Origin of the sequence: Paraburkholderia sp. MM5384-R2 (assembly GCF_014201025.1) — a bacterium.
In the GTDB taxonomy this organism is placed as follows: Bacteria; Pseudomonadota; Gammaproteobacteria; order Burkholderiales; family Burkholderiaceae; genus Paraburkholderia; species Paraburkholderia tuberum.
The window spans coordinates 82862-102584 of sequence record NZ_JACHDI010000026.1; the positions used below are offsets into that span (position 1 = coordinate 82862).

The window sequence follows — 19723 nt, forward strand, 5'->3', positions numbered from 1 at the left end:
AAAAGCAGTCGCAACAGAAGGAGACAGACAACATGGCATTCCCCGATCCCGCGGGGTCCGTCGCGCGCAGCGGCGGTACCGTGGCGCATTCCACTGACGCGGCCGGCAGCGCCGAGCGCAGCGCGCCCGCGCAGGTGGCGGGCCACGCATCGCTCGACGCCGGCAGCATTTCGGCGCGCCTCGACCGCTTGCCCGCCACGCGCTCCGTCTGGAAGCTGGTGGTGCTGCTGAGCCTCGGCTTCTTCTTCGAACTCTACGACCTGCTGTACTCCGGCTATATCGCGCCGGGCCTCGTGAAAAGCGGCATGTTGACCGCGACCACGCATGGCCTGTTCGGCTCGACCGGCGTCGCGAGTTTCATCGCCGCGCTGTTTGCCGGCCTGTTTATCGGCACGATCGCGTGCGGTTTCCTCGCGGATCGCTTCGGGCGGCGCGCGGTGTTCACCTGGTCGCTGCTGTGGTACACCGCGGCGAACCTCGTGATGGCGTTTCAGGAGACCGCGACTGGCCTCAATTTCTGGCGCTTCGTCGCCGGTGTCGGCATCGGCGTCGAACTGGTGACGATCGGCACGTACATCTCCGAGCTGGTGCCGAAGCAGATCCGCGGCCGCGCGTTCGCGTGTGAGCAGGCGGTCGGCTTCACGGCCGTGCCGGTGGTCGCGTTTCTATCGTTTCTGCTGGTGCCGCGCACGCTGTTCGGTCTGGACGGCTGGCGCTGGGTCGTGCTGATCGGCGCGCATGGCGCGCTATTCGTCTGGTGGATTCGCCGCGCATTGCCGGAAAGCCCGCGTTGGCTCGCGCAGCAAGGACGTCTCGCCGAAGCCGACCGCGTGATGAACGCGCTCGAGGCGAAGGTACGTCACGAATATGGCCGCGAGTTGCCGCCGCCGGCGCCGCCGGTGCCGATCCCACCGCGCGGCAGCTTCCGCGACATGTGGGTGCCGCCGTACCGCAGCCGAACGCTGATGATGACGATCTTCAACATCTTCCAGACGGTCGGCTTCTATGGCTTCGCGAACTGGGTGCCGACGCTGCTGATCAAGCAGGGCATCACGATCACGACGAGCCTGATGTATTCGAGCGTGATCGCATTGGCCGCGCCGCTCGGTCCGATCATCGGGCTGTTTATCGGCGACCGCTTCGAGCGCAAGACGGTGATCGTCGTGATGGCCGGCGTCAATATCGTGTGCGGGTTGTGGTTCAGTCAGGCATCGGGTGCGGTGCTCCTCGTGAGCCTCGGAGTGTGCCTGACGCTGGCCGGCAACATCATTTCGTACAGTTACCACGCGTACCAGGCCGAACTGTTTCCGACCAGCATCCGGGCGCGCGCGGTCGGCTTCGTCTACTCGTGGAGCCGCTTTTCCGCGATTTTCACGGCCTTTCTGATCGCGGCCGTGTTGCGCTACTTCGGCACGACCGGCGTGTTCGTGTTCATCGCGGGCGCGATGCTGATCGTGATGCTGGCGATCGGCTTGATGGGGCCGAAGACGAAAGGGCTCGAACTCGAGAAGATATCCGCATAGCGAAGGCCGGCTGTCTAGCCGGCCCGCCGCCATGTGCCGCATTGGCTATGCCGTCAATGGAATGCACGGTCAGAGCGCCGGCCTTCCTGCAAAGCGGGGTCCAGGACTGCTTCAGGTGCCCACAGGACGGATCGACAGCGCGTTCTTGACCGAAGTTACGCCAGGTACCCCTTTCGCCACCTCAGTTGCCCGGTCGCTTTCTGCCTGAAGCGGTACGCTGCCCTGCAGCGTGACAGCACCATCGCGGGCGCGAACTGTGATATTGGCCGTTGAGATGTTCCTGTCTTTCACCAGCGCATTTCGAACCTGACGCTGTAGCGCCCGGTTCGCTGCTTTCATTGACTTGTAATGCGATCGGGCTTCGGGCGTCGTGGTCGGGGCAGACTCAGGGGCGTTAGCGTTGCTCGCCTGCGCATAGGCGTGAATCGAACCCGAAATCAGAAGGGCGGTACCGACCAGTTTGACGGCGTGGATTGCTTTCATGCATCTTCTCCTGTCGTTGCAGATCGTTGGGGCTACAGATTCAGGGATATCAGACACACGCCCCCACAATATTTCTGAGGCGGATCAAATGGCACTATAGGACAATAAAGGGTTAGGTCAAGCAGCAATGCAAACCGGCCAATTGCGCGGACAACCGAAGAAATTACAATATTTCAAATTATGCTGGCGCTCTAATTCTGTTGATAGGGTTGCAAATCAAAACTAAGGATTAGTTTTTTTCCGCCTTTAATCACGGATTACCGCACCTTTGCTGTGCATAACACGCACTCCGATGAAGAGGCCGAGCCCCGTCCACGGTGAAGTAGGCAATTCGTCCATGCTCGCAGCCGCGCGTTCGCCGCCACGATCAGAACAACTGCTTCTGCCCCGACATCAGCGTCGTGAAATCGTCGCGTAGCAACGGCAGAATCGCGTCGGCAACCGGCTGCAATTGCCGCGTCAGATAGTGCTCGTAGTCGATCGCCGAGCGCAGCGTTTCGAGCGGCTCGGGGCCGGCCACCGTCATCACGTAGCTGATCCAGCCGCCGTTCTGATATTGCAGCGGACGTCCCTGCTGGCGATTGAACTCATCGGCGACGCGTGCCGCGCGCACATGCGGTGGCACGTTGCGCTCGTAAGCGTCGATCGGTCTGCGCAACTGCTTGCGATAGACGAGCTTATCGTCGAGCCGGCCGGCGAGCGTATCGCGCACATAGTCGCGCACGTAATCCTGATACGGCTGCTGCTTGAAGATGCGCCGATACAGTTCCTGCTGAAACTGCTGCGCAAGCGGCGTCCAATCGGTGCGCACGGTTTCGAGCCCTTTGTAGACCACGTCCTCGCGGCCGTCCGGCAATACCGTAAGTCCTGCGTAGCGTTTCTTGCTGCCTTCCTCGGCACCGCGCACCGTCGGCATGAAAAAGCGCCGATAGTGCCGCTCGAATTGCAGTTCCAACGCACTGTCGATACCGAAGCGCGCCTGCAGCTTCTGCCGCCACGCCGCGTTGATATGTTCGACGAGCGCGCGGCCGATGCGCGCGGCGTCTTCCTCGTCATGCGCGTGCCTGAGCCAGACGAAGGTCGAATCGGTGTCGCCGTAAATCACTTCGTAGCCTTGCGCCTCGATCAGCTCGCGTGTCGTGTGCATGATCTCGTGGCCGCGCATCGTGATCGACGACGCAAGCCGCGGATCGAAGAAGCGGCAGCCGGTCGAGCCTAGCACGCCATAGAACGCGTTCATGATGATCTTTAGCGCCTGTGACAGCGGCTTGTTGTGCTCGCGCTTGGCCGCTTCGCGTGCCTGCCACACCTGCGCGACGACCGACGGTAAGCAGTGACGCGTGCGTGAAAAGCGCGCGCCGAGAAAGCCCGGCACCGAGCTCGCGTCGTCGGGATGCAGCATGCCTTCGAGCAGACCGAGCGGGTCGATCAGAAACGTGCGGATGATCGACGGATACAGGCTCTTGTAGTCGAGCACGAGCACCGAATCGTAGAGCCCGGGCCGCGAATCCATCACGAAGCCGCCGGGGCTCGCGGCGCCGGCCACGTCGCCGAGATTCGGCGCGACATAGCCCTGCCGATGCATGCGCGGCATGTACAGATGCGTGAACGCCGCGACCGAGCCGCCGCTGCGATCGGCAGGCAGGCCGGTCACGCTCGCGCGTTCGAGCAGGAACGGCAGCAACTCGGTCTTCGCGAAGATACGCGTGACGAGCTCGCAGTCCTTCAGGTTGTAACGCGCGAGCGCGGGTTTGTCTTGGTCGAAGCGGCGCTGGATTTCGTCCATGCGCTGATACGGATTGTCGATCGCCTTGCCTTCGCCCAGCACCGAGCGCGACACGTATTCGAGGCTGAACGACGGGAAGCTCCACGTCGCCGAACGCAATGCCTCGATGCCGTCGATGACCCAACGACCCGCCACGCCCGCGAAAAAGTGATTGCGCGTGACGCCGTGTTCGCGCCACTCCATCACTGCGCCGCCTCGTCCGATGCGCAGCGGCACGCGATACTGCTCGGCATGTTGTTGCAGTACCTTCAGATCGAACTGCACGAGGTTCCAGCCGATGATCGCATCGGGATCGTGCCGCTCCATCCACTCGATCAGCTTTTCGAGCAGATGTGCGCGGGTTTCGCAGTATTCGAGCTTGAAGTCGATGGCGTCGGTGACGTTGCCGTTGTTGCCGATGTTGCCATTCGGCGGCCCAAGCATATACACCTGCCGCTCGCCGCAGCCTTCGAGCGCGATCGAATATAGCTCGGCATGCGCGCTCGTTTCGATGTCGAGCGACACGAGCTTCAACGGCGGACGATAGTCGTTGGACGGTTTGAGTTCGCTGTCGAGCCAGGGGCCATCGAGCCCCGGACCATTTTGCTGCGGCACGCCGCTGAACCACACCGGCGCGGTGATGAAGCGTTCCATCATGTAGCGCTCGGGCGGCTGGATATCGGCTTCGTAGACATCGACACCGCCTTCTCTGAGGCGCTTCTCGAAGCCCTTCAATTGCCGGTATTGCGCACAGTAAAGCCCGCTGACCGGCCGATGCTGGAAGTCGCGCAATTCGAGCGAACGCAGATCGAGCGGCGCGTCGCGGCGCAGGATCGTTTCGGCGCGTTCGCGATGTTCGGCCGGAATGAAGGCGACGGACGGCTGAGGGCGCAGACGGATGTGGCGCGGCCCGCTGTCCGTGGCCAGCCAGAACTCGATTTCCGTGCCGGCGGGCGTGTCCCGCCAATGTCGGGTCAAAATGAAACCCTGCTCGAACTCAGTCAAACTTCCACCTTTAAAGCGGCGCAATCGCCTTGCGCGATTTTACCGCCGCAGGCAGGGACTGTTGAACGGGCAATGAAAAGGGCGCTTCGTACTGAAGCGCCCCAACCAGCCCGGCTTTATCCCTTCAAAGCCGGTTCAGTTCGTTCCCGGTTCGCTCAAGCTTCGAGCGCCAGCGTCGCGAACGTGGCGAGCCAGTGCTCGCCCATGTAGTCGCCGGTCACATGCGGCAGCGCGCTGTGCAGATGACGCTCGGCCGCATCGAACAGCACGGTGCGACGCACGTCGCCGGCGGGCAGCGCACGCGCGAGCGCACGCTGGCACCACGCGCGGCTCAGATTGAGGCCGTCCAGATGCGCGATCTTGCCGTCGCTGCGATCGGTCACGGTGACGGGCTCGAACAGCGTCGCCGGTTTTTTCGCGCCGAGGTCCGGCAGGAAGCGTCCGAACCAGTCGGCGAACTGCGCCGACGGCAACACACGCCGCATCAACTCCGCTTCCATCAGCGACGGCGACAGGAACTCGTCGCCGGCCGGCTCCCATGCCTGACACGCGACGTCGTCCAGATACCAGCGCTCCGCGGTGCTGACGATCAGCGCCTCGAGCGATTCGCGCGAGGTTTGCCGCGCGAAATCGAGCGTCAGAGCGAGCGCGAACGCCATGTTGAAGTGAGTGCCGACGCGCAGCGGATAGGTTGCTTTCGGCAGGAACTCCTCGAAGCGCTCGACGAACGCCTCGGTGAGCGGCGCGAACGTCTTCGCACAGCGCGCGGCTTCCGAGATTTTCATCGACCGCAACTGCGCGCCGAGCGCGAGCAGCCACGCCCAGCCATACGGCCGCTCGAAGCCGCGGTTGTGCGGCAGCTCCAGATACGCGAGTTCGCCGGCGACGTTCGCCGCGGTGAAATGCTCGTCGACCACGGCGACGATGCGCGCGGCCTCGGGCAGATCGGGGAAGCGTTCGAGCAGATGCAGGATCAGCCAGTAACCGTGCACGCACGAATGCCAGTCGTAGCTGCCGTAGAAGATCGGATGCAAGGCGCGCGGACCCTGCACGTCCTGCGGTCCTTCGAGCGAGTGCGTGAGCTTGTTCGGGTATTCGCGCGTGAGGTGGGCGAGCGCGACATTGGCGAATCTGGACGCGAATTCGCGGGTGAGCTGGGTGGTCATCGGCGGTTCCTCAGAAGCGGAATACGAACACGTACAACAGTATGGTGTTGACGATCAGCAATAGTAAAGCGGTCGGCCATTGCGCCTTGATCACGCCGTTCTGGTCCTTCAGTTCGAGCAGCGCGGCGGGGACGATGTTGAAGTTCGCCGCCATCGGCGTCATCAGCGTGCCGCAGAAACCAGATTCTTCGTTTCGACGAAAGGCGCGTACTTGAGCGTCAGCGTACCGACCAGCGTGATGAGAGCACGCGGCCGGTGATGGCCGCATGCAGGCGCGAGATCAGATGCCGCGCCTGTTGCTTCGACCGTTGCGTTCGAGCAGCGCGATGACCGGCAGCGTGAGCCAGATCAGGCTCATGTAGCGGTTATCCGCGAATGCCTTGCCGAACGCGCTGACGATCTCCACCGTCTGCAAGCCGCCGGCTATCCAGGTCGCGACGCTCGCGATCGTCACCACCAGCAGCGCGTTGAAGCGCAATGCGAAGCCGCCTTGTTTCGTTTCCTCGACGCATGGCGACGGAATCTTATGTGAGACTTTATTGATAAATAGTCGACAAAATATACCTATCGGGTAAACGCCGTGAAAGTGGCAGCGTGTGCGGGAAACGATCAACCCGCGGTCATACCCTCCGCTGTCAACTGCCGCAACTGCTCCAGCAGCTTGACCGCCGGGCTCGGCAGAATCCCCTGGCGGCGCCGGAACGCGGTCAACGTGCGCCGCCCGACCACGCCTGGGACGCCGAGCGTATCGAACACGCCGGCCTTGCTTTCGGTCACGTACATCGTCGACGCCATCCAGCTCAGAAAGCCCGAACGCGCGACCAGGCTCTTCAGCGCCGTGACCGAGCGCGTTTCGACGACGACGTTCGGCAGTCCCAGCCCGCGCTCGGCAAACACGCTCTGCATGTGCTCGAACGGGCCGGTGCCGCGTGGCGGAATCGCCCAGCGTTCGCCCAGCGTGTCGGCGAGCGTGAGGTCAGGCTTGCGCCGCAGCGGATGATCGAGCGCGGCGACCACGTAGCTCGCGTCTTCCCAGCGGCAATCGGCAATCGCGGTGATCTCGTCGGTATCGGGCACGGCCATGCTGAGCGCGAGATCGATCTGACGTTTGACGAGCGCATCGGCGAGCCGGTCCCACACGCCCTCGATGATCTCCACGCGCAGGTTCGGCCACTTCGTCAACACGCCGCTCACCGCGAGCGGCAGCACGAGGCTCGCGATACTGCCGACCGCGCCGACGCGGATCGTGCCGCGCGCGAGGCCGCGCATCGCGTCGATTTCCTCGCGCGCCTGTTCGGCTTCGCGTTGCAACAGGATCGCATGCGGCAGCAGTGCCTCGCCGACCGCGGTCAGATGCATGCCGCGCGAATGCCGCTCGAACAGCGGCGCGCCGACCTGTTCCTCGAGACGTCGGATGGTCCGGCTCAAGGCCGGCTGTGTGATGTGCAGCGCTTCGGCGGCGCGTCCGAGGCTGCCGCTCTCGACGATCACCGCGAACGCCTGCAGTTGTTGCAGGTTGTAAGTCATGCCGAAAGGTAATGCCTTTTTGCGAATAGGGCAATTTTCGGCTACCCCGGCGGCCGTGATAATGGCCATTCGATTTTTCGCGCTCACCAGACAGGAGACTTCGCATGACAAGCAGCGCGCCGCAGCAGAATCAGGCACACGCAAAAGAACAGAGCACGCGGTGGACCGTACGCGACGCGGTCATCGACTTCGCGCGCCGCGTCGGCATGACGTCGATCTTCGCGAACCCGGGCTCGACCGAGCTGCCGATGTTCCGCGATTTCCCCGCGGATTTCCGCTACGTGCTCGGTCTTCAGGAAGCGGTCGTGGTCGGCATGGCCGACGGCTGCGCGCAGACCACCGGCAACGCGGCGTTCGTGAACCTGCATTCCGCGGCGGGCGTCGGCAATGCGATGGGCAATATCTTCACGGCGTTTCGCAACCGCACGCCGCTCGTCGTCACCGCGGGTCAGCAGGCCCGCTCGATCCTGCCGTTCGAACCGTTCCTCGCCGCGACCCAGGCCACCGAATTGCCGAAGCCCTACGTGAAGTGGAGCATCGAGCCGGCTCGCGCGCAGGATGTGCCGCTCGCGATCGCACGTGCGTACGCGATCGCGATGCAGGAGCCGCGCGGCCCGGTGTTCGTGTCGATTCCCGCCGACGACTGGGATCAGCCGGCCGAGCGCGTGGCCGACCGCGAGGTCGCGCACATCATGCGTCCCGATCCGGCGATGCTCGAACGCATCGGCACGGTGCTCGACGCGTGCGAGCGGCCCGCGTTCGTGGTCGGTGGCGCGGTCGATCGCGCGGACGCGGCGGCTGAAGTTGTGCGCCTCGCCGAGCGGCATTCCGCGCGCGTCTACGTCGCGCCGATGACCGGACGTTGCAGCTTCCCCGAAACTCACCGCCTGTTCGCGGGCTTTTTGCCGGCGCTGCGTGAGCGCATCGTCGAGTTGCTCGGCGCGCACGACGCGATCTTCGTGATCGGCGCGCCAGCGTTCACGTATCACGTCGAAGGCAATGGTCCGCATGTGCCGCCGGGCTCGCGGCTGTGTCAGTTGATCGACGATCCGGGCATTGCCGCATGGACGCCGCAGGGCATCGCCGCGGTCGGCAACGTGCGGCTCGGCGTGCAGGATCTGCTCGCGCGCGCCTCGCCCAAAGCGCGTGAGTTGCCCGCGCCGCGCGCGGTGGCGCCGCGCGCGCTGCCGCCCGCGCGGGGCGAGCGGATGTCGGTCGCGTTCGCGTTGCAGACACTCGCCGAAGTTCGCGATCCCGATGGCATCGTCGTCGAGGAAGCGCCGAGCTCGCGGCCCATCATGCAGACCTATCTGCCGATCGCGCGCGCCGGCACGTTCCTGACGATGGACAGCGGCGGCCTCGGCTACGGCATGCCGGCGGCGGTCGGGGTTGCGCTTGCGCGGCCGGGCGAGCGCGTGATCGCGCTGATCGGCGACGGTTCGAGCATGTACTCGATTCAGGCGATCTGGAGCGCGGTGCAGATGCAACTGCCGATCACATTCGTGATCCTGAACAACACGCGCTACGCGGCGCTGCAGGATTTCGCGCCGGTGTTCGGTTTCGCGCCTGGCGAGACCGTGCAGGGCACGGACCTGCCGGGCCTCGACTTCGTGACGATCGCGGCGGGCATGGGTTGCCCTGGCGCGCGCGTCAGCGAGGCGGCTGAACTTGCCGACGTGTTGCGTCGCGCGCTGACCGACGGTGACGTGAAAAGCGGTCCCACGCTCGTAGAAGCGATCGTCGCGTAACGGCGCTTCCCATTCACGAAAAGGAGAGAGACCTACGATGAAAAACGTATCGATGCTGATCGGCGGCGAGCAGACACAGGCGCGCAACCGCGCGAGCTTCGAGCGCCGCAACCCGCTCGACGGCGAAGTCGCGACGCGCGCGCCGGCCGCGACCGTCGAAGATGCCGTCGCCGCCGTCGATGCCGCCGCGGCCGCCTTTCCGGTGTGGTCCGCGCTCGGACCGAGCGCGCGCCGCGCGCTGCTGACGAAGGCCGCGCACGCGCTCGAAGCGAAGGCCGACGCCTTCGCGGCCGCGATGGCCGCCGAGACCGGCGCGTCGGGCATCTGGGCCGGCTTCAACGTGCATCTCTCGCTCGATCGCGTGACGCCGGACATGCGCATCTATCACGACGAATCGTTCGGGCCGGTCAAGCCGATCGTGCGCGTGCGTAGCGAGGAAGCCGCAATCGCGTGTGCGAACGACAACGAATACGGCCTGTCGGCGGCGGTGTTCAGCCGCGACACGGCGCGCGCGCTGAACGTCGCTAAATGCATCGAGTCGGGCATTTGTCACGTGAACGGCCCGACCGTGCACGACGAAGCGCAGATGCCGTTCGGCGGCGTGAAGGCGAGTGGCTTCGGCCGCTTCGGCGGCAAGGCGGGGATCGCGGAATTCACCGATCTGCGCTGGGTCACGCTGCAAACGACGCCGCGTCACTATCCGTTCTGATAAGGAGCGACGCGATGGGCTCGCTGTTCGGCGGCCAGCTCGCCGAAGCGGGCCATCGCGTCGCACCGTACTGTCGACAGCAAAAAAAATCGAACAACGCGCGTGCAGCGCAAACAACGGAGACAGGTTCATGAGTTTCGTTCCTCCCGCTTCGGCCGCGGCCTCGACCGCGACCGCGCGCGACGACGCGGCGCTCGCCGGCATCGCGCGCGGCGGCAACACGGTCGACATCGGTCATGCACTCGACGACGGCCCCTACACGTTGCTGCAGAAAATCGCGGTGGTGCTCGCGGCGCTGTCGATCGTCGTCGACGGCTTCGACAGCCAGTTGATCGGCTTCGCGATTCCGATGCTGACCAAGGAGTGGGGCATCACGCGCAACGCGTTTGCGCCGGTCGTCGCGTCGGGGCTGGTCGGCATGGGTATCGGCAGCGCGTTCGCGGGGCTGTTCGCCGATCGCTTCGGCCGCCGCTGGGCGGTGATCGGCAGCGTGTTCGTGTTCGGCCTGGCGACCTGCGCGATCAGTCTCGCGCCGAACGTCGCAGCCATTGCGGCGCTGCGCTTTATCGCGGGGCTCGGCATCGGCGGCGCGCTGCCGACAGCGACCACGCTGACCGCCGAGTTCACGCCCGCGCGTTTTCGCACCTTCGCGGTGACGGCGACCATTCTGTGCGTGCCGCTGGGCGGTATGGTCGCCGGATTGTTTGCCGGCCAGGTGCTGCCGGTTTATGGCTGGCGCGGTCTGTTCGTAGCGGGTGGTGTGCTGCCGCTCGTGCTCGCCCTCGTCCTGCTCGCGGCGCTGCCGGAATCGCCGCGTTTTCTGGCACGCCGTCCGCATCGCTGGCCCGAACTCGTGAAGCTGTTGCGGCGCATGGCGCACGACGTGTCGGCCGATGCGAGCTTCACCGATGTGCGCGAACAAAGCGCCGAGAAACACGTCGGCTTTGCCGCGCTGTTCCGCGATGGCCGTTCGCGCGACACCGTCGCCATCTGGGGCGCGTTCTTCATGTGCCTGCTCGCGGTGTATGCGGCGTTCAGCTGGCTGCCGTCGATGCTGACGAGTGAGGGCTTGAGCGTGTCGCTCGCGGGCTATGGCCTGAGCGCGTACAACCTCGGCGGCGTAATCGGCGCGGTGCTGTGCGCGCTGGCGATCGGGCGCTACGGCTCGCGCTGGCCGCTGCTGCTGTGCTGCGCGGGCGGCGTCGCGAGTGCATGGATGCTGCTCGGCGTCAGCGCGACGCAGCATACGGCGTTGATGATCGTCGGTCTCGGCTTGCACGGGCTGTTCGTCAATGCGGTGCAATCGACGATGTACGCGCTGTGCGCATACGTCTATCCGACCAGCGTGCGGGCGACGGGCACCGCGTCGGCACTCGCGTTCGGCCGCGTCGGCGCGATTCTGAGCGCATTCGCCGGTGCCGCGGTGATCACGGCCGGTGGCGCATCGGGCTATCTGCTGATGCTCGGTATCGCAATGGTCATCGTGCTGATCGCGCTGGCGGTGGTGCAGCGGCATATTCCGCGTCGAGGCGCCGCGAGCGCGCGCTGATCGACGCGACGTCTGTCGCGGTGCGTTCGTATCGCGAGGGACTTTTGCGCGCGATCTGATTTTCCCCTTTGCAAGGACCTGTTTCTCGCGCATCGCGGCGGTTTCCACTTGCCCCATGCACGAGCGAGGCTATCAACCTCGCTGAATATAAACGGGCAACGCCACTGCATTCGCCGCTGGATCGCCGGCCGCATTGGTCGGCAAATACTGTGTCTGAAACGCGGTAAACATCGCGGCAAACCCATCGGCGCGCTGCACGATCACCGCGCCGTCCTGGAACGCGCCGTTTTCGTTGTAATGCGGGCCGCGCGGATTGCCCTGATTCATGTGAGTCTCGTGAAGACCGTCCTTCTTCGGCAGAAACAGAAAGCCGAACCCGTAGACCACGATGCCCGCAGTGGTCGGTGTCCAGAAATCGCGGTTGTGCAACTGGCCGCTGCCGTTGTCGTAGGGCAGACTTTGCGACGGCTTGCTTTCGTCGATGGTGAGGATTTCGTCGATGATGTCGTTGACGTCGGCGCGGTTGCCGTTTTGATCCTCGTAGGGGACCGGCCGCATGCGGTGAATGTCGAGCAGGCTGCTGTCCTGGAAGTAATCGAGCCGTGGAAAGCCGCTCGTGTAGAGGCCGAGGTTCAGGGGCTGCAGTTTCGCGGTGAGTGGATCGGCGAAGTTCAGATCGGCATGGAAGTACACGTCGTCGTTGCCGCTTGCGCCCGGTTGCGTCGACGCCGAATTGACGACGATGTTGAATGGCGTGTTGTCGTTGCCAGTCACCGTGATCACATAGTGCGGACTGCCTATATACGGATCTTTGAAAGGCGCCGCGAGCAGCAGTTTTCCCTTGAACATGCAGTATTCGTTCATGACTGAATGACCTTCTCGAAGTTGACGATCGGAAAGCGACGTACCCAAGCATACGGTGCTACACGTCGATAAACAACCGCGCCCGCTGTCATACGGTTGCAATGTTTTTATCCCGACGCTATTGCGGTGTGCGAGCAATGGTCGTACAACGTAAAAGTAGGACCGCCGCGCGTTCCGGCGCCGGTCGCGGGGGGCAGATGATTGATGCGATCCTGCGGCTGACCGGCGATTTGAAGGCTGTGCGGGCACTCGAGGGCTGAGCGAAACTGAATCGCAACCACGCAGTGCTATCGGATGCCCACCTGCCGCGCGGTCGCATCGATCGCCGCTTCTGCCTTCGAGACGATTTCGTCGATTTCCGGCCGGCTGACCACGAGCGGCGGCGACAGCAACATCCGGTCGCCGCTCGCGCGCATGATCAGATTGCCGTTGAAGCAGAAGTCGCGGCACATCGTACCGACATCGCCGCCATTCGCGAAGCGCTTGCGCCCGAGCGGCTTCTCGGCGAGTTGCACGCCCGCCACGAGGCCCGCGCCGCTGATCTCGCCAACGATAGGATGACCGGCGAACGCCTCACGCAGTTTGTTCTGAAAGTACGGACCCGTATCCACTTTGACGCGCTCCACGATCCTCTCGTCGCGCAGCAGTTTCAGATTGGCAAGCGCGACGGCCGCCGCGACCGGATGCCCGGAGTAGGTGAGGCCATGATTGAAGTCACCGTTGTCGATCAGTGCGCGGGCGACGCGATCATGTAGACCGACAGCCCCCATCGGCACGTAACCGCTCGTCAGTCCCTTCGCGAGCGTGATCAGGTCCGGCTCGAAGCCGAAGTGCTGATGCGCGAACCATTCGCCGGTTCGGCCGAAGCCGCCGATCACTTCGTCCGCGACGAGCAGCACGTCGTACTTGCGGCAAATGCGCTCGATTTCCGGCCAATACGTGTCAGCCGGAAAAATCACGCCGCCCGCTCCCTGGAAAGGCTCACCGATAAATGCGGCGACATTGTCCGCACCGAGTTCGAGAATCTTCGCTTCGAGCTGCCGCGCGCGTGCCAGTGCGAATTCTTCCGGCGTCTGATCGCTTGCCGCTTCGCCGAAGAAATAGGGCTGATCGATATGTACGATATTCTCGACTTTCGATGGCATCTGCTCATGCATATATGCCATGCCGCCGAGCGTGCCGCCCGCGATCGTCGACCCGTGATAAGCGTTGTTGCGCGCGATGACGAACTTCCTCGCGGGCTGTCGTTGCGTCGCCCAGTATTGATGGACGATGCGCAGCACGGTGTCGTTGCCTTCCGAGCCGCTGTTGCAGTAGAAGAAGTGATTGAATGGGGCGGGCGTCAGTTCGGCGAGCAGGGCAGACAGTTCAATCACGGGCGGATGCGTCGTCTTGAAGAACGTGTTGTAGTACGGCAGTTCCCGCATCTGCCGGAATGCGGCGTCGGCCAGTTCCTGGCGGCCGTAGCCGATGTTCACGCACCACAGTCCCGCCATGCCGTCGATGATCTTGTTGCCCTCCGAGTCCCACAGGTACACGCCTTGCGCCTTGACGATCACGCGAGAACCCGCGCGATTGAGCGAGCCCATATCCGAGAACGGATGGATGTGATGCGCGGCATCGAGCGCGCGGTATTCGGCGGTGCTGCGCGATGTAGCTTGCGAGGTCGGCGCGTCTTTCGTGCCGCCATGCTGCGACGTTTCCTTTTGCGCATACATCACGTCTTCAGTCTTATAGCTCATACTGCCTCCGTCTTTTCAAGGTTCTCATTGACCGATTGGCCCGCAGCACTCAAACGTGCAGCAGCAAATGCCGGCGTTCCCACGAACTGATCACGCGGAAAAACGCTTCGTATTCGGTCTCTTTCAACGCGAGATACGCGCGGACGAACTGCTCGCCGAGTACTTCGGCAATCGGTTCGCACGCGCTCATCGACGTCAAGCCTTCTTCGAGATTGCGCGGTAATTGATAGGGCAGGGCATAGCCGTCGCTCGCCAGCGGTTCGGTCGCGGCGAGCCGCTGCGTGATGCCGAGATAGCCCGCCGCCAAGGTCGCGGCAATCGCCAGATACGGATTGCAATCGACACCCGGAATCCGGTTCTCGATGCGGCGCGCGACCGGCGCGGAATGCGGAACCCGGAAGCCGACCGTGCGATTGTCATAACCCCACGCGACATTGATCGGCGCGGCCATGAAACGCGACAGACGCCGATACGAATTGATGTATGGCGCGAAGATCGGCATCAGCGCCGGCGTGTATTTCTGCAAGCCGGCGATATAGCCGGTGAACAGCGAGGTCGGCTCGCCGTCGGCGGCGGTGAAAAGGTTGCGGCCGGTTTCCATATCGACGAGGCTTTGATGCATGTGCATCGCCGAGCCGGGTTCACCTTCCATCGGCTTCGCCATGAAAGTCGCGTACATCTTGTGACGCAACGCCGCTTCGCGCACGGTGCGCTTGAAGAGAAACACACTGTCCGCGAGCTTGAGCGGATCGCCGTGCATGAAGTTGATTTCCATCTGCGCGGCGCCGACTTCGTGTATCAGCGTATCGACTTCGAGTTCCTGCACGTCGCAGTACTCGTAGATGTCTTCGAACAATGGGTCGAATTCGTTGACCGCTTCGATCGAATACGCCTGGCGTCCGGTTTCCGCGCGACCCGTGCGTCCGACCGGCGGTTGCAACGGCAGATCGGGATCGCGGTTCATGTCGACCAGATAGAACTCGAGCTCCGGCGCGATCACCGGTTTCCAGCCGCGCGCCTTATATAGATCGAGCACTCGCCGCAGCACGCAGCGCGGCGAGATTTCGACCGGCGTGCCGTCGAAATGCACGCAATCGTGAATCACCTGCGCGGTCGGGTCGACTGCCCACGGAATCATCCGGATCGTGCTCGCGTCGGGTACGCACACCATGTCGGGATCGGTGACGCCGGTCAGCGAATCGCTTTGCGGATAGTCGCCGGTGACGGTCTGGATCATCACCGCCTGCGGCAGACGCATCGATTCGCCCGATTCGAACTTGCTGCGCGGAATGATCTTGCCGCGCGCGATGCCGGCCATGTCCGGAATAATTGCTTCGATTTCGGTGACATGATGCTGTTTCAGAAATTCGTCGATGTCATGCATGATTGTTCTCTCTGTTTGGGTCCGCGACCTGGGTCATGTGCGCAGGGTTTCGTGTATTCATGCGCGGGCGACACGCGTCGCCGAAGGCGCGAAATATCGCGCGGCGAGGTGGGAAAACGCCAAGGCGAGTCGACGCCAAAGCGAATCCGCGCAATAACGCGCAGCGCTTACCAGACTAGAAGCGGTTCGATTGAATCCGTCGCGATGCGCGGTGATCAGTCAGTGCCGCGCGGACGCAGGCAGCCAGTTCGCGAAAACGCGCGCAAACGGACAAATCGAGCAGCGAAAAGAGATCAAAGAGGAGAGGCGCTACGGCAGCAGCGAAGCGACTTCGTCTGTGCGCACCGCGATGAACGCGCGCGCGGAGAGGACGTTGCGGCGTCGAACGGAACGACGCGACAGAACTGTGATGACGGACAGAAAGCGGCGAAACGCAAGGCTGCCGTTGCTGCCGTCGGCGCTGGCGCCGTCAGCGCAAGTACAACGCGCCTGACTGCGATTCCAATTCACCAAAGGGCCTCGGACTCTCACGATGACACTCGACTGGCGTAGTTGAGGGTATTGAACGGCCTGTTTCGAATCCACAGCGGATATTGAAGAAACAGGACACGGGTTGATCGAGAAGAAACGGTACTGGACGGTAGTAGCTTAATTCGCCGCGCCGCCCACAAGATCTCCCACTAGCTAGGATATACGAGCTAAAAATGCCGTCAATTTATTTTTAGATTTTGGCAAAGCGGCATCGAGCGTGATGCCGCGTGTTTCGTCTACTGTTCATTCACTCCGCGAGACGTGCGCGCACCGTGTATTCGCCTTCGTTGCCCTTGTCTTCGAGCATGTGTGCCATCGCCATATTGAAGTCGGCCGGCAGTGGCTCGACCGGATAGCCGCGCTTTTCCCACGCATCGAGACCGCCCTTCAGCGCGCGCACATGATGAATGTTCTTCCGACGCAATTGCCTGACGATGCGCTTCGCGGTCGCTTCGTTGGGACACACGCAATAGACGACGATCGGCCGCTTCAGGTATTCCGGATGAATCGGATCGGGCGACTCGAGATCGAGCGGCCGGGCGCCGGCAATGCGATGCGATTCCTTTTCGCGCACGGTGCTCGGGCGCGCGTCGAGAATCAGCGGCGGTTCGTTCGACTTCATCATCGCGTCGAGCTGATCGGGCGTAATGCGCGTATGCGCGAGCCAGCGACGAAACTGCAAGCGGCGCAGCCAGCGATACACCAGAACCGCCGCGAAGATCACCGCGCGTCGACGCGAAAGACGGCTTTAAGCACAGGTGGCGAGTCGGCGTTGTGAAAGAACGCCGACGAAATCGCGCGCGACCGACGAATGGGCGCGGCGCACCACGCGGCGCGGCCTGCATGCGCCGCGCGGCAAGTGGATCAAACCGGTTTGACAAGCATGATTTGCCTCGCTTCAGGCGAGGCGGTCCGGGAAGAGGCCCGTTGCCTCACGCATCCTCGGACGGATCATAGGGCACCACGCGCTCATGCTCGTCCGCGTGATTGCGCGCGACGATCGCGCGCGCCGCGGCGTTCGCGTCGAGATTGAACGGCTGATGCGGCACGCCCGGCGGAATGAACAGGAAGTCGCCCGGCTCGGTGATGACCGACTCGCGCAAGCCCGGGCCGTAGCGCGTCTCGATCTTGCCTTCGAGCATATAGATTGCCGTCTCGTAGTCGGCGTGAAAGTGCGGCTCCGCATGGCCGCCAGGCGGGACCACGACCATGTACATCGACAGCCCGGTGCTGCCCGCGGTGCTCGCCGAAATGCCGACGAAATAGGGCAGCCGCTGCATCGTCGCGATTTCCCGTTCGGGCCGCACCTTGACCACCGGGGCCCGCGCGTCGTGCGTAACGTTTGACATGGTCGCTCCTTTCGTCGCCGCCGTGCCGGGCGGCTTCACGCATGCCGAACTGAAAGTCTAGACGATACGGGCGGCAATGTCGGACGTGATCGAGCGGACCTGGTGAAGCGCGGGCGACCGCGAAATCGCGTTGCTACAATGGTCGGCATACCCCGACACAGATCACGGAGACAGCACATGGCCACGCTTGAGCCCATCAGCCGCTACCCGGTCCCCGAGCCGAGCGAGTGGCCCGAAGACATCAGTGCCCGCATTCTCGAAGTGCAGGAGAAAGCGGGTTTCGTGCCGAACGTGTTTCTGACGCTCGCGCATCGGCCCGACGAATTCCGCGCGTTCTTCGCTTATCACGATGCGTTGATGCTGAAAGAGGGCGGTCTAACGAAAGGCGAGCGGGAGATGATCGTGGTCGCGACGAGCGCGGTCAACGATTGTCTTTACTGCGTGGTCGCCCACGGCGCGATTCTGCGCATCTACGAAAAAGCGCCGCTGCTCGCCGATCAGGTCGCGGTCAATCACCGCAAGGCCGACATCACGGACCGCCAGAAGGCGATGCTCGATTTCGCGCTGAAGGTGTGTCGCGCGTCGGGCACGGTCGACGAAGAAGACTTCCAGACACTGCGCGGCCACGGCTTCACCGATGAAGACATCTGGGACATCGCGGCAATCACCGCGTTTTTCGGGCTGTCGAACCGGATGGCCAACGTGATCTCGATGCGTCCGAACGACGAGTTCTATCTGATGGGGCGTGTGCCGAAAGCCGCAGCGGATACACCGAAAAAGTAGCCTCGGCTGGAATCGCTTCAGCATCTCTATCGGCAATTCGCATCACGCCTGCGCGGGGCGAGATGAACGCCGCGCGGGCGTCATCACCACGGTGTCGTCGATCGGGAAATGCAGCGGTGCCGCGATCAATCCCGCCGCGACCGTCGCTACCCGTAGCAGCGAGTACGAGCCCGTCAGATCGAACACGAGGCCAACGAGCCACGCGCCGAGAAACGAGCCGGGCGCGCGACTCATGCGGATCGCAAAGTCGAAGCCGTCGACCGGAAAGCCGACCTGGCGACGCGAGGTGTCCACGCTCACGACGACATGCGGCCAGCGCGCCCGCAAACCGGCGAGGCACGGTAGCAGCCAGCGCGACGCGAAGCTCGGCGCGCAGCTGAGCGCGACCGGCCGATCCGCGCGATGATTGGGCAGACGTTGCGTGCCGATCGCGATCAGCGAAAACGCCTCGGAGACGTACGACAGATAATCCGCGCCAATCGCCGTTAGCGAGATGCCGCGCGGCTCGCGCACGAACAGTTCGACGTCGAGCGCTCCCTCGAGTCCGACGATGCCGTGACTGATCGCGCTCGGCGTGACGTTCAGTTCGGCGGCGGCGAGCTTGAAACTTTGATGCCTGCCGGCCGCTTCGAAAAAGCGAAGCGCGGGCAGGGGTGGCAGACGAAGCGGCATGGGCGTTCCCCAAGGCGCCGCGTCGTGCGTGGCGCGCGTGCCGGGTGGTGTTGGCGGATGTAACGAGCTTGCTGTTTGGCGCAAGCATACCTTGCGCCGGCGCCTGGCGAGTGGGTGGTCAAACCGCCGGCAAAATCGCCGCAAAAAGCCGCCGCTGCAAAATCATGGCGAGGCCTGTCGATTTTCCGCGGCCTCGTTCGTCGTCCCTACAGGAAGGGCGGCAAAGCGACGATGCCCGCTCGTCTTCCGTCCGTTTTTCTGACGATTTCTCACAAGGAGATGACTGATGAACGACGCAAACACTTCGATGCATACGCTGAAACCGGCCCGCGAACTGGCCGACTTGCCCTCGCGCTTTCCGGGCGAGAGCCCCGAATATCGACGCGCGCGCAACGCGTTGCTCGCCGAGGAGATCGAGCTGCGCCGCCAGATCGAGCGTGTCGCCGCGCAGCGTCGCGCGCTGCCGGCGGGCGGCGTCGTGCCGGAGGATTACCGCTTCGACGGCGAAGCGGGCGCGGTCACGCTATCGCAGATGTTCGGCTTAAAACACCCGTTAGGTGACGACGTATGGACATACCAGCAAGGCTTGCTGGATAAGGCTCTGGGCGTCATGCGTAGATGTCCATAGATAGGCCCCGCACGGGCGGGCCGCTCGTAAGCAGTCACCGAAGAGGCAGCTTATCATCCGCAAAGCAGGCATGACCTCGGCCTTAGGGCTACGCTGAAAAAGGTCAACGCCGTTGGGCGGTAAGACGTTAAATGCGGATGAAACAACAGACCCTTGCGATGGCGGCCGATCAAGGCGCCGGATTCGAACAGTACCGTCGGCCAACCAAACGTGATGTGTTCCTTGAGACGATGGAGCAGATCGTACCGTGGACGCAGTTGTGCGAGGTTGTCGAGCCGCACTATCCGAAGGGGCA

General features: G+C 63.4%; 14 protein-coding genes and 6 pseudogenes. 7 read left to right on the forward strand and 13 right to left on the reverse strand.

The genetic code is table 11. The annotated features are described in order from the left end of the window. The first annotated feature begins 32 nt into the window (after window positions 1-32). Entirely contained in the window at window positions 33-1523 is a 1491-nt protein-coding gene (locus tag HDG37_RS30995) for an MFS transporter (RefSeq protein WP_184054327.1), read from the forward strand. Window positions 1524-1634: 111 nt separating this feature from the next. Here HDG37_RS30995 and HDG37_RS31000 read toward each other — a convergent pair whose 3' ends face one another. The 6 genes and pseudogenes from HDG37_RS31000 to HDG37_RS31025 form a co-directional block, all read right to left on the reverse strand. Then, complete coding sequence (locus HDG37_RS31000) at window positions 1635-2006, reverse strand: BON domain-containing protein (protein WP_184054329.1); 372 nt, start codon at window positions 2004-2006, stop codon at window positions 1635-1637. A 367-nt stretch (window positions 2007-2373) separates the two neighbouring features. Beyond that, window positions 2374-4776: a DNA polymerase II gene (locus HDG37_RS31005; protein ID WP_184054331.1), complete on the reverse strand. Its 2403-nt coding sequence runs from the start codon at window positions 4774-4776 to the stop codon at window positions 2374-2376. Window positions 4777-4931: 155 nt separating this feature from the next. Beyond that, a complete protein-coding gene (locus HDG37_RS31010; RefSeq protein ID WP_184054333.1) occupies window positions 4932-5942 on the reverse strand; it encodes a DUF2891 domain-containing protein in 1011 nt (336 codons plus the stop codon). Between the two features lie 10 nt (window positions 5943-5952). After that, window positions 5953-6126, reverse strand: a pseudogene (locus HDG37_RS31015) (5-oxoproline transporter, DUF979 family subunit); the annotation flags it as partial. 58 nt (window positions 6127-6184) lie between these two features. After that, a pseudogene (locus HDG37_RS31020) lies at window positions 6185-6465 on the reverse strand (5-oxoproline transporter, DUF969 family subunit); the annotation flags it as partial. Between the two features lie 86 nt (window positions 6466-6551). Continuing rightward, window positions 6552-7469 carry a LysR family transcriptional regulator gene (locus tag HDG37_RS31025; RefSeq protein ID WP_184054335.1) on the reverse strand — a complete coding sequence of 306 codons (918 nt, stop codon included), beginning with the start codon at window positions 7467-7469 and terminating at the stop codon, window positions 6552-6554. Between the two features lie 104 nt (window positions 7470-7573). Here HDG37_RS31025 and mdlC point away from each other — a divergent pair, with 104 nt between their 5' ends. The 3 genes from mdlC (at window position 7574) to HDG37_RS31040 (ending at window position 11475) form a co-directional block, all read left to right on the forward strand. Continuing rightward, window positions 7574-9217, forward strand: coding sequence for a benzoylformate decarboxylase (gene mdlC / locus HDG37_RS31030; protein ID WP_184054337.1), 1644 nt, complete (start codon window positions 7574-7576; stop codon window positions 9215-9217). Window positions 9218-9254: 37 nt separating this feature from the next. After that, entirely contained in the window at window positions 9255-9926 is a 672-nt protein-coding gene (locus tag HDG37_RS31035; RefSeq protein ID WP_184054339.1) for an aldehyde dehydrogenase family protein, read from the forward strand. Between the two features lie 130 nt (window positions 9927-10056). After that, window positions 10057-11475, forward strand: coding sequence for an MFS transporter (locus HDG37_RS31040; protein WP_184054341.1), 1419 nt, complete (start codon window positions 10057-10059; stop codon window positions 11473-11475). 132 nt (window positions 11476-11607) lie between these two features. Here HDG37_RS31040 and HDG37_RS31045 read toward each other — a convergent pair whose 3' ends face one another. From HDG37_RS31045 to HDG37_RS31065, 6 genes and pseudogenes are all read right to left on the reverse strand, one after another. Continuing rightward, window positions 11608-12339, reverse strand: coding sequence for a DUF2278 family protein (locus HDG37_RS31045; RefSeq protein WP_184054343.1), 732 nt, complete (start codon window positions 12337-12339; stop codon window positions 11608-11610). Window positions 12340-12626: 287 nt separating this feature from the next. Next, the gene (locus tag HDG37_RS31050) at window positions 12627-14081 is read right to left on the reverse strand and encodes an aspartate aminotransferase family protein (protein WP_184054345.1); all 1455 of its coding nucleotides are present in this window, start codon (window positions 14079-14081) and stop codon (window positions 12627-12629) included. Between the two features lie 49 nt (window positions 14082-14130). Beyond that, the gene (locus HDG37_RS31055; protein WP_184054347.1) at window positions 14131-15465 is read right to left on the reverse strand and encodes a glutamine synthetase family protein; all 1335 of its coding nucleotides are present in this window, start codon (window positions 15463-15465) and stop codon (window positions 14131-14133) included. A gap of 309 nt (window positions 15466-15774) precedes the next feature. After that, window positions 15775-15996 (reverse strand): hypothetical protein, encoded by a 222-nt coding sequence (locus HDG37_RS39670; RefSeq protein WP_026226309.1) that lies wholly within the window; start codon window positions 15994-15996, stop codon window positions 15775-15777. A gap of 247 nt (window positions 15997-16243) precedes the next feature. After that, window positions 16244-16723, reverse strand: a pseudogene (locus tag HDG37_RS31060) (rhodanese-like domain-containing protein); the annotation flags it as partial. A gap of 205 nt (window positions 16724-16928) precedes the next feature. Then, entirely contained in the window at window positions 16929-17345 is a 417-nt protein-coding gene (locus HDG37_RS31065; protein WP_184054349.1) for a cupin domain-containing protein, read from the reverse strand. Between the two features lie 177 nt (window positions 17346-17522). Here HDG37_RS31065 and HDG37_RS31070 point away from each other — a divergent pair, with 177 nt between their 5' ends. Further along, entirely contained in the window at window positions 17523-18128 is a 606-nt protein-coding gene (locus tag HDG37_RS31070) for a peroxidase-related enzyme (RefSeq protein ID WP_184054351.1), read from the forward strand. Window positions 18129-18347: 219 nt separating this feature from the next. Here HDG37_RS31070 and HDG37_RS31075 read toward each other — a convergent pair. Next, window positions 18348-18800, reverse strand: a pseudogene (locus tag HDG37_RS31075) (LysR family transcriptional regulator); the annotation flags it as partial. A 286-nt stretch (window positions 18801-19086) separates the two neighbouring features. On the opposite strand from HDG37_RS31075, the pseudogene HDG37_RS31080 reads away from it, so the two are divergent. Beyond that, window positions 19087-19377, forward strand: a pseudogene (locus HDG37_RS31080) (DUF899 family protein); the annotation flags it as partial. Window positions 19378-19565: 188 nt separating this feature from the next. Beyond that, window positions 19566-19723 (forward strand): annotated as a pseudogene (locus tag HDG37_RS39675) (IS5/IS1182 family transposase); the annotation flags it as partial.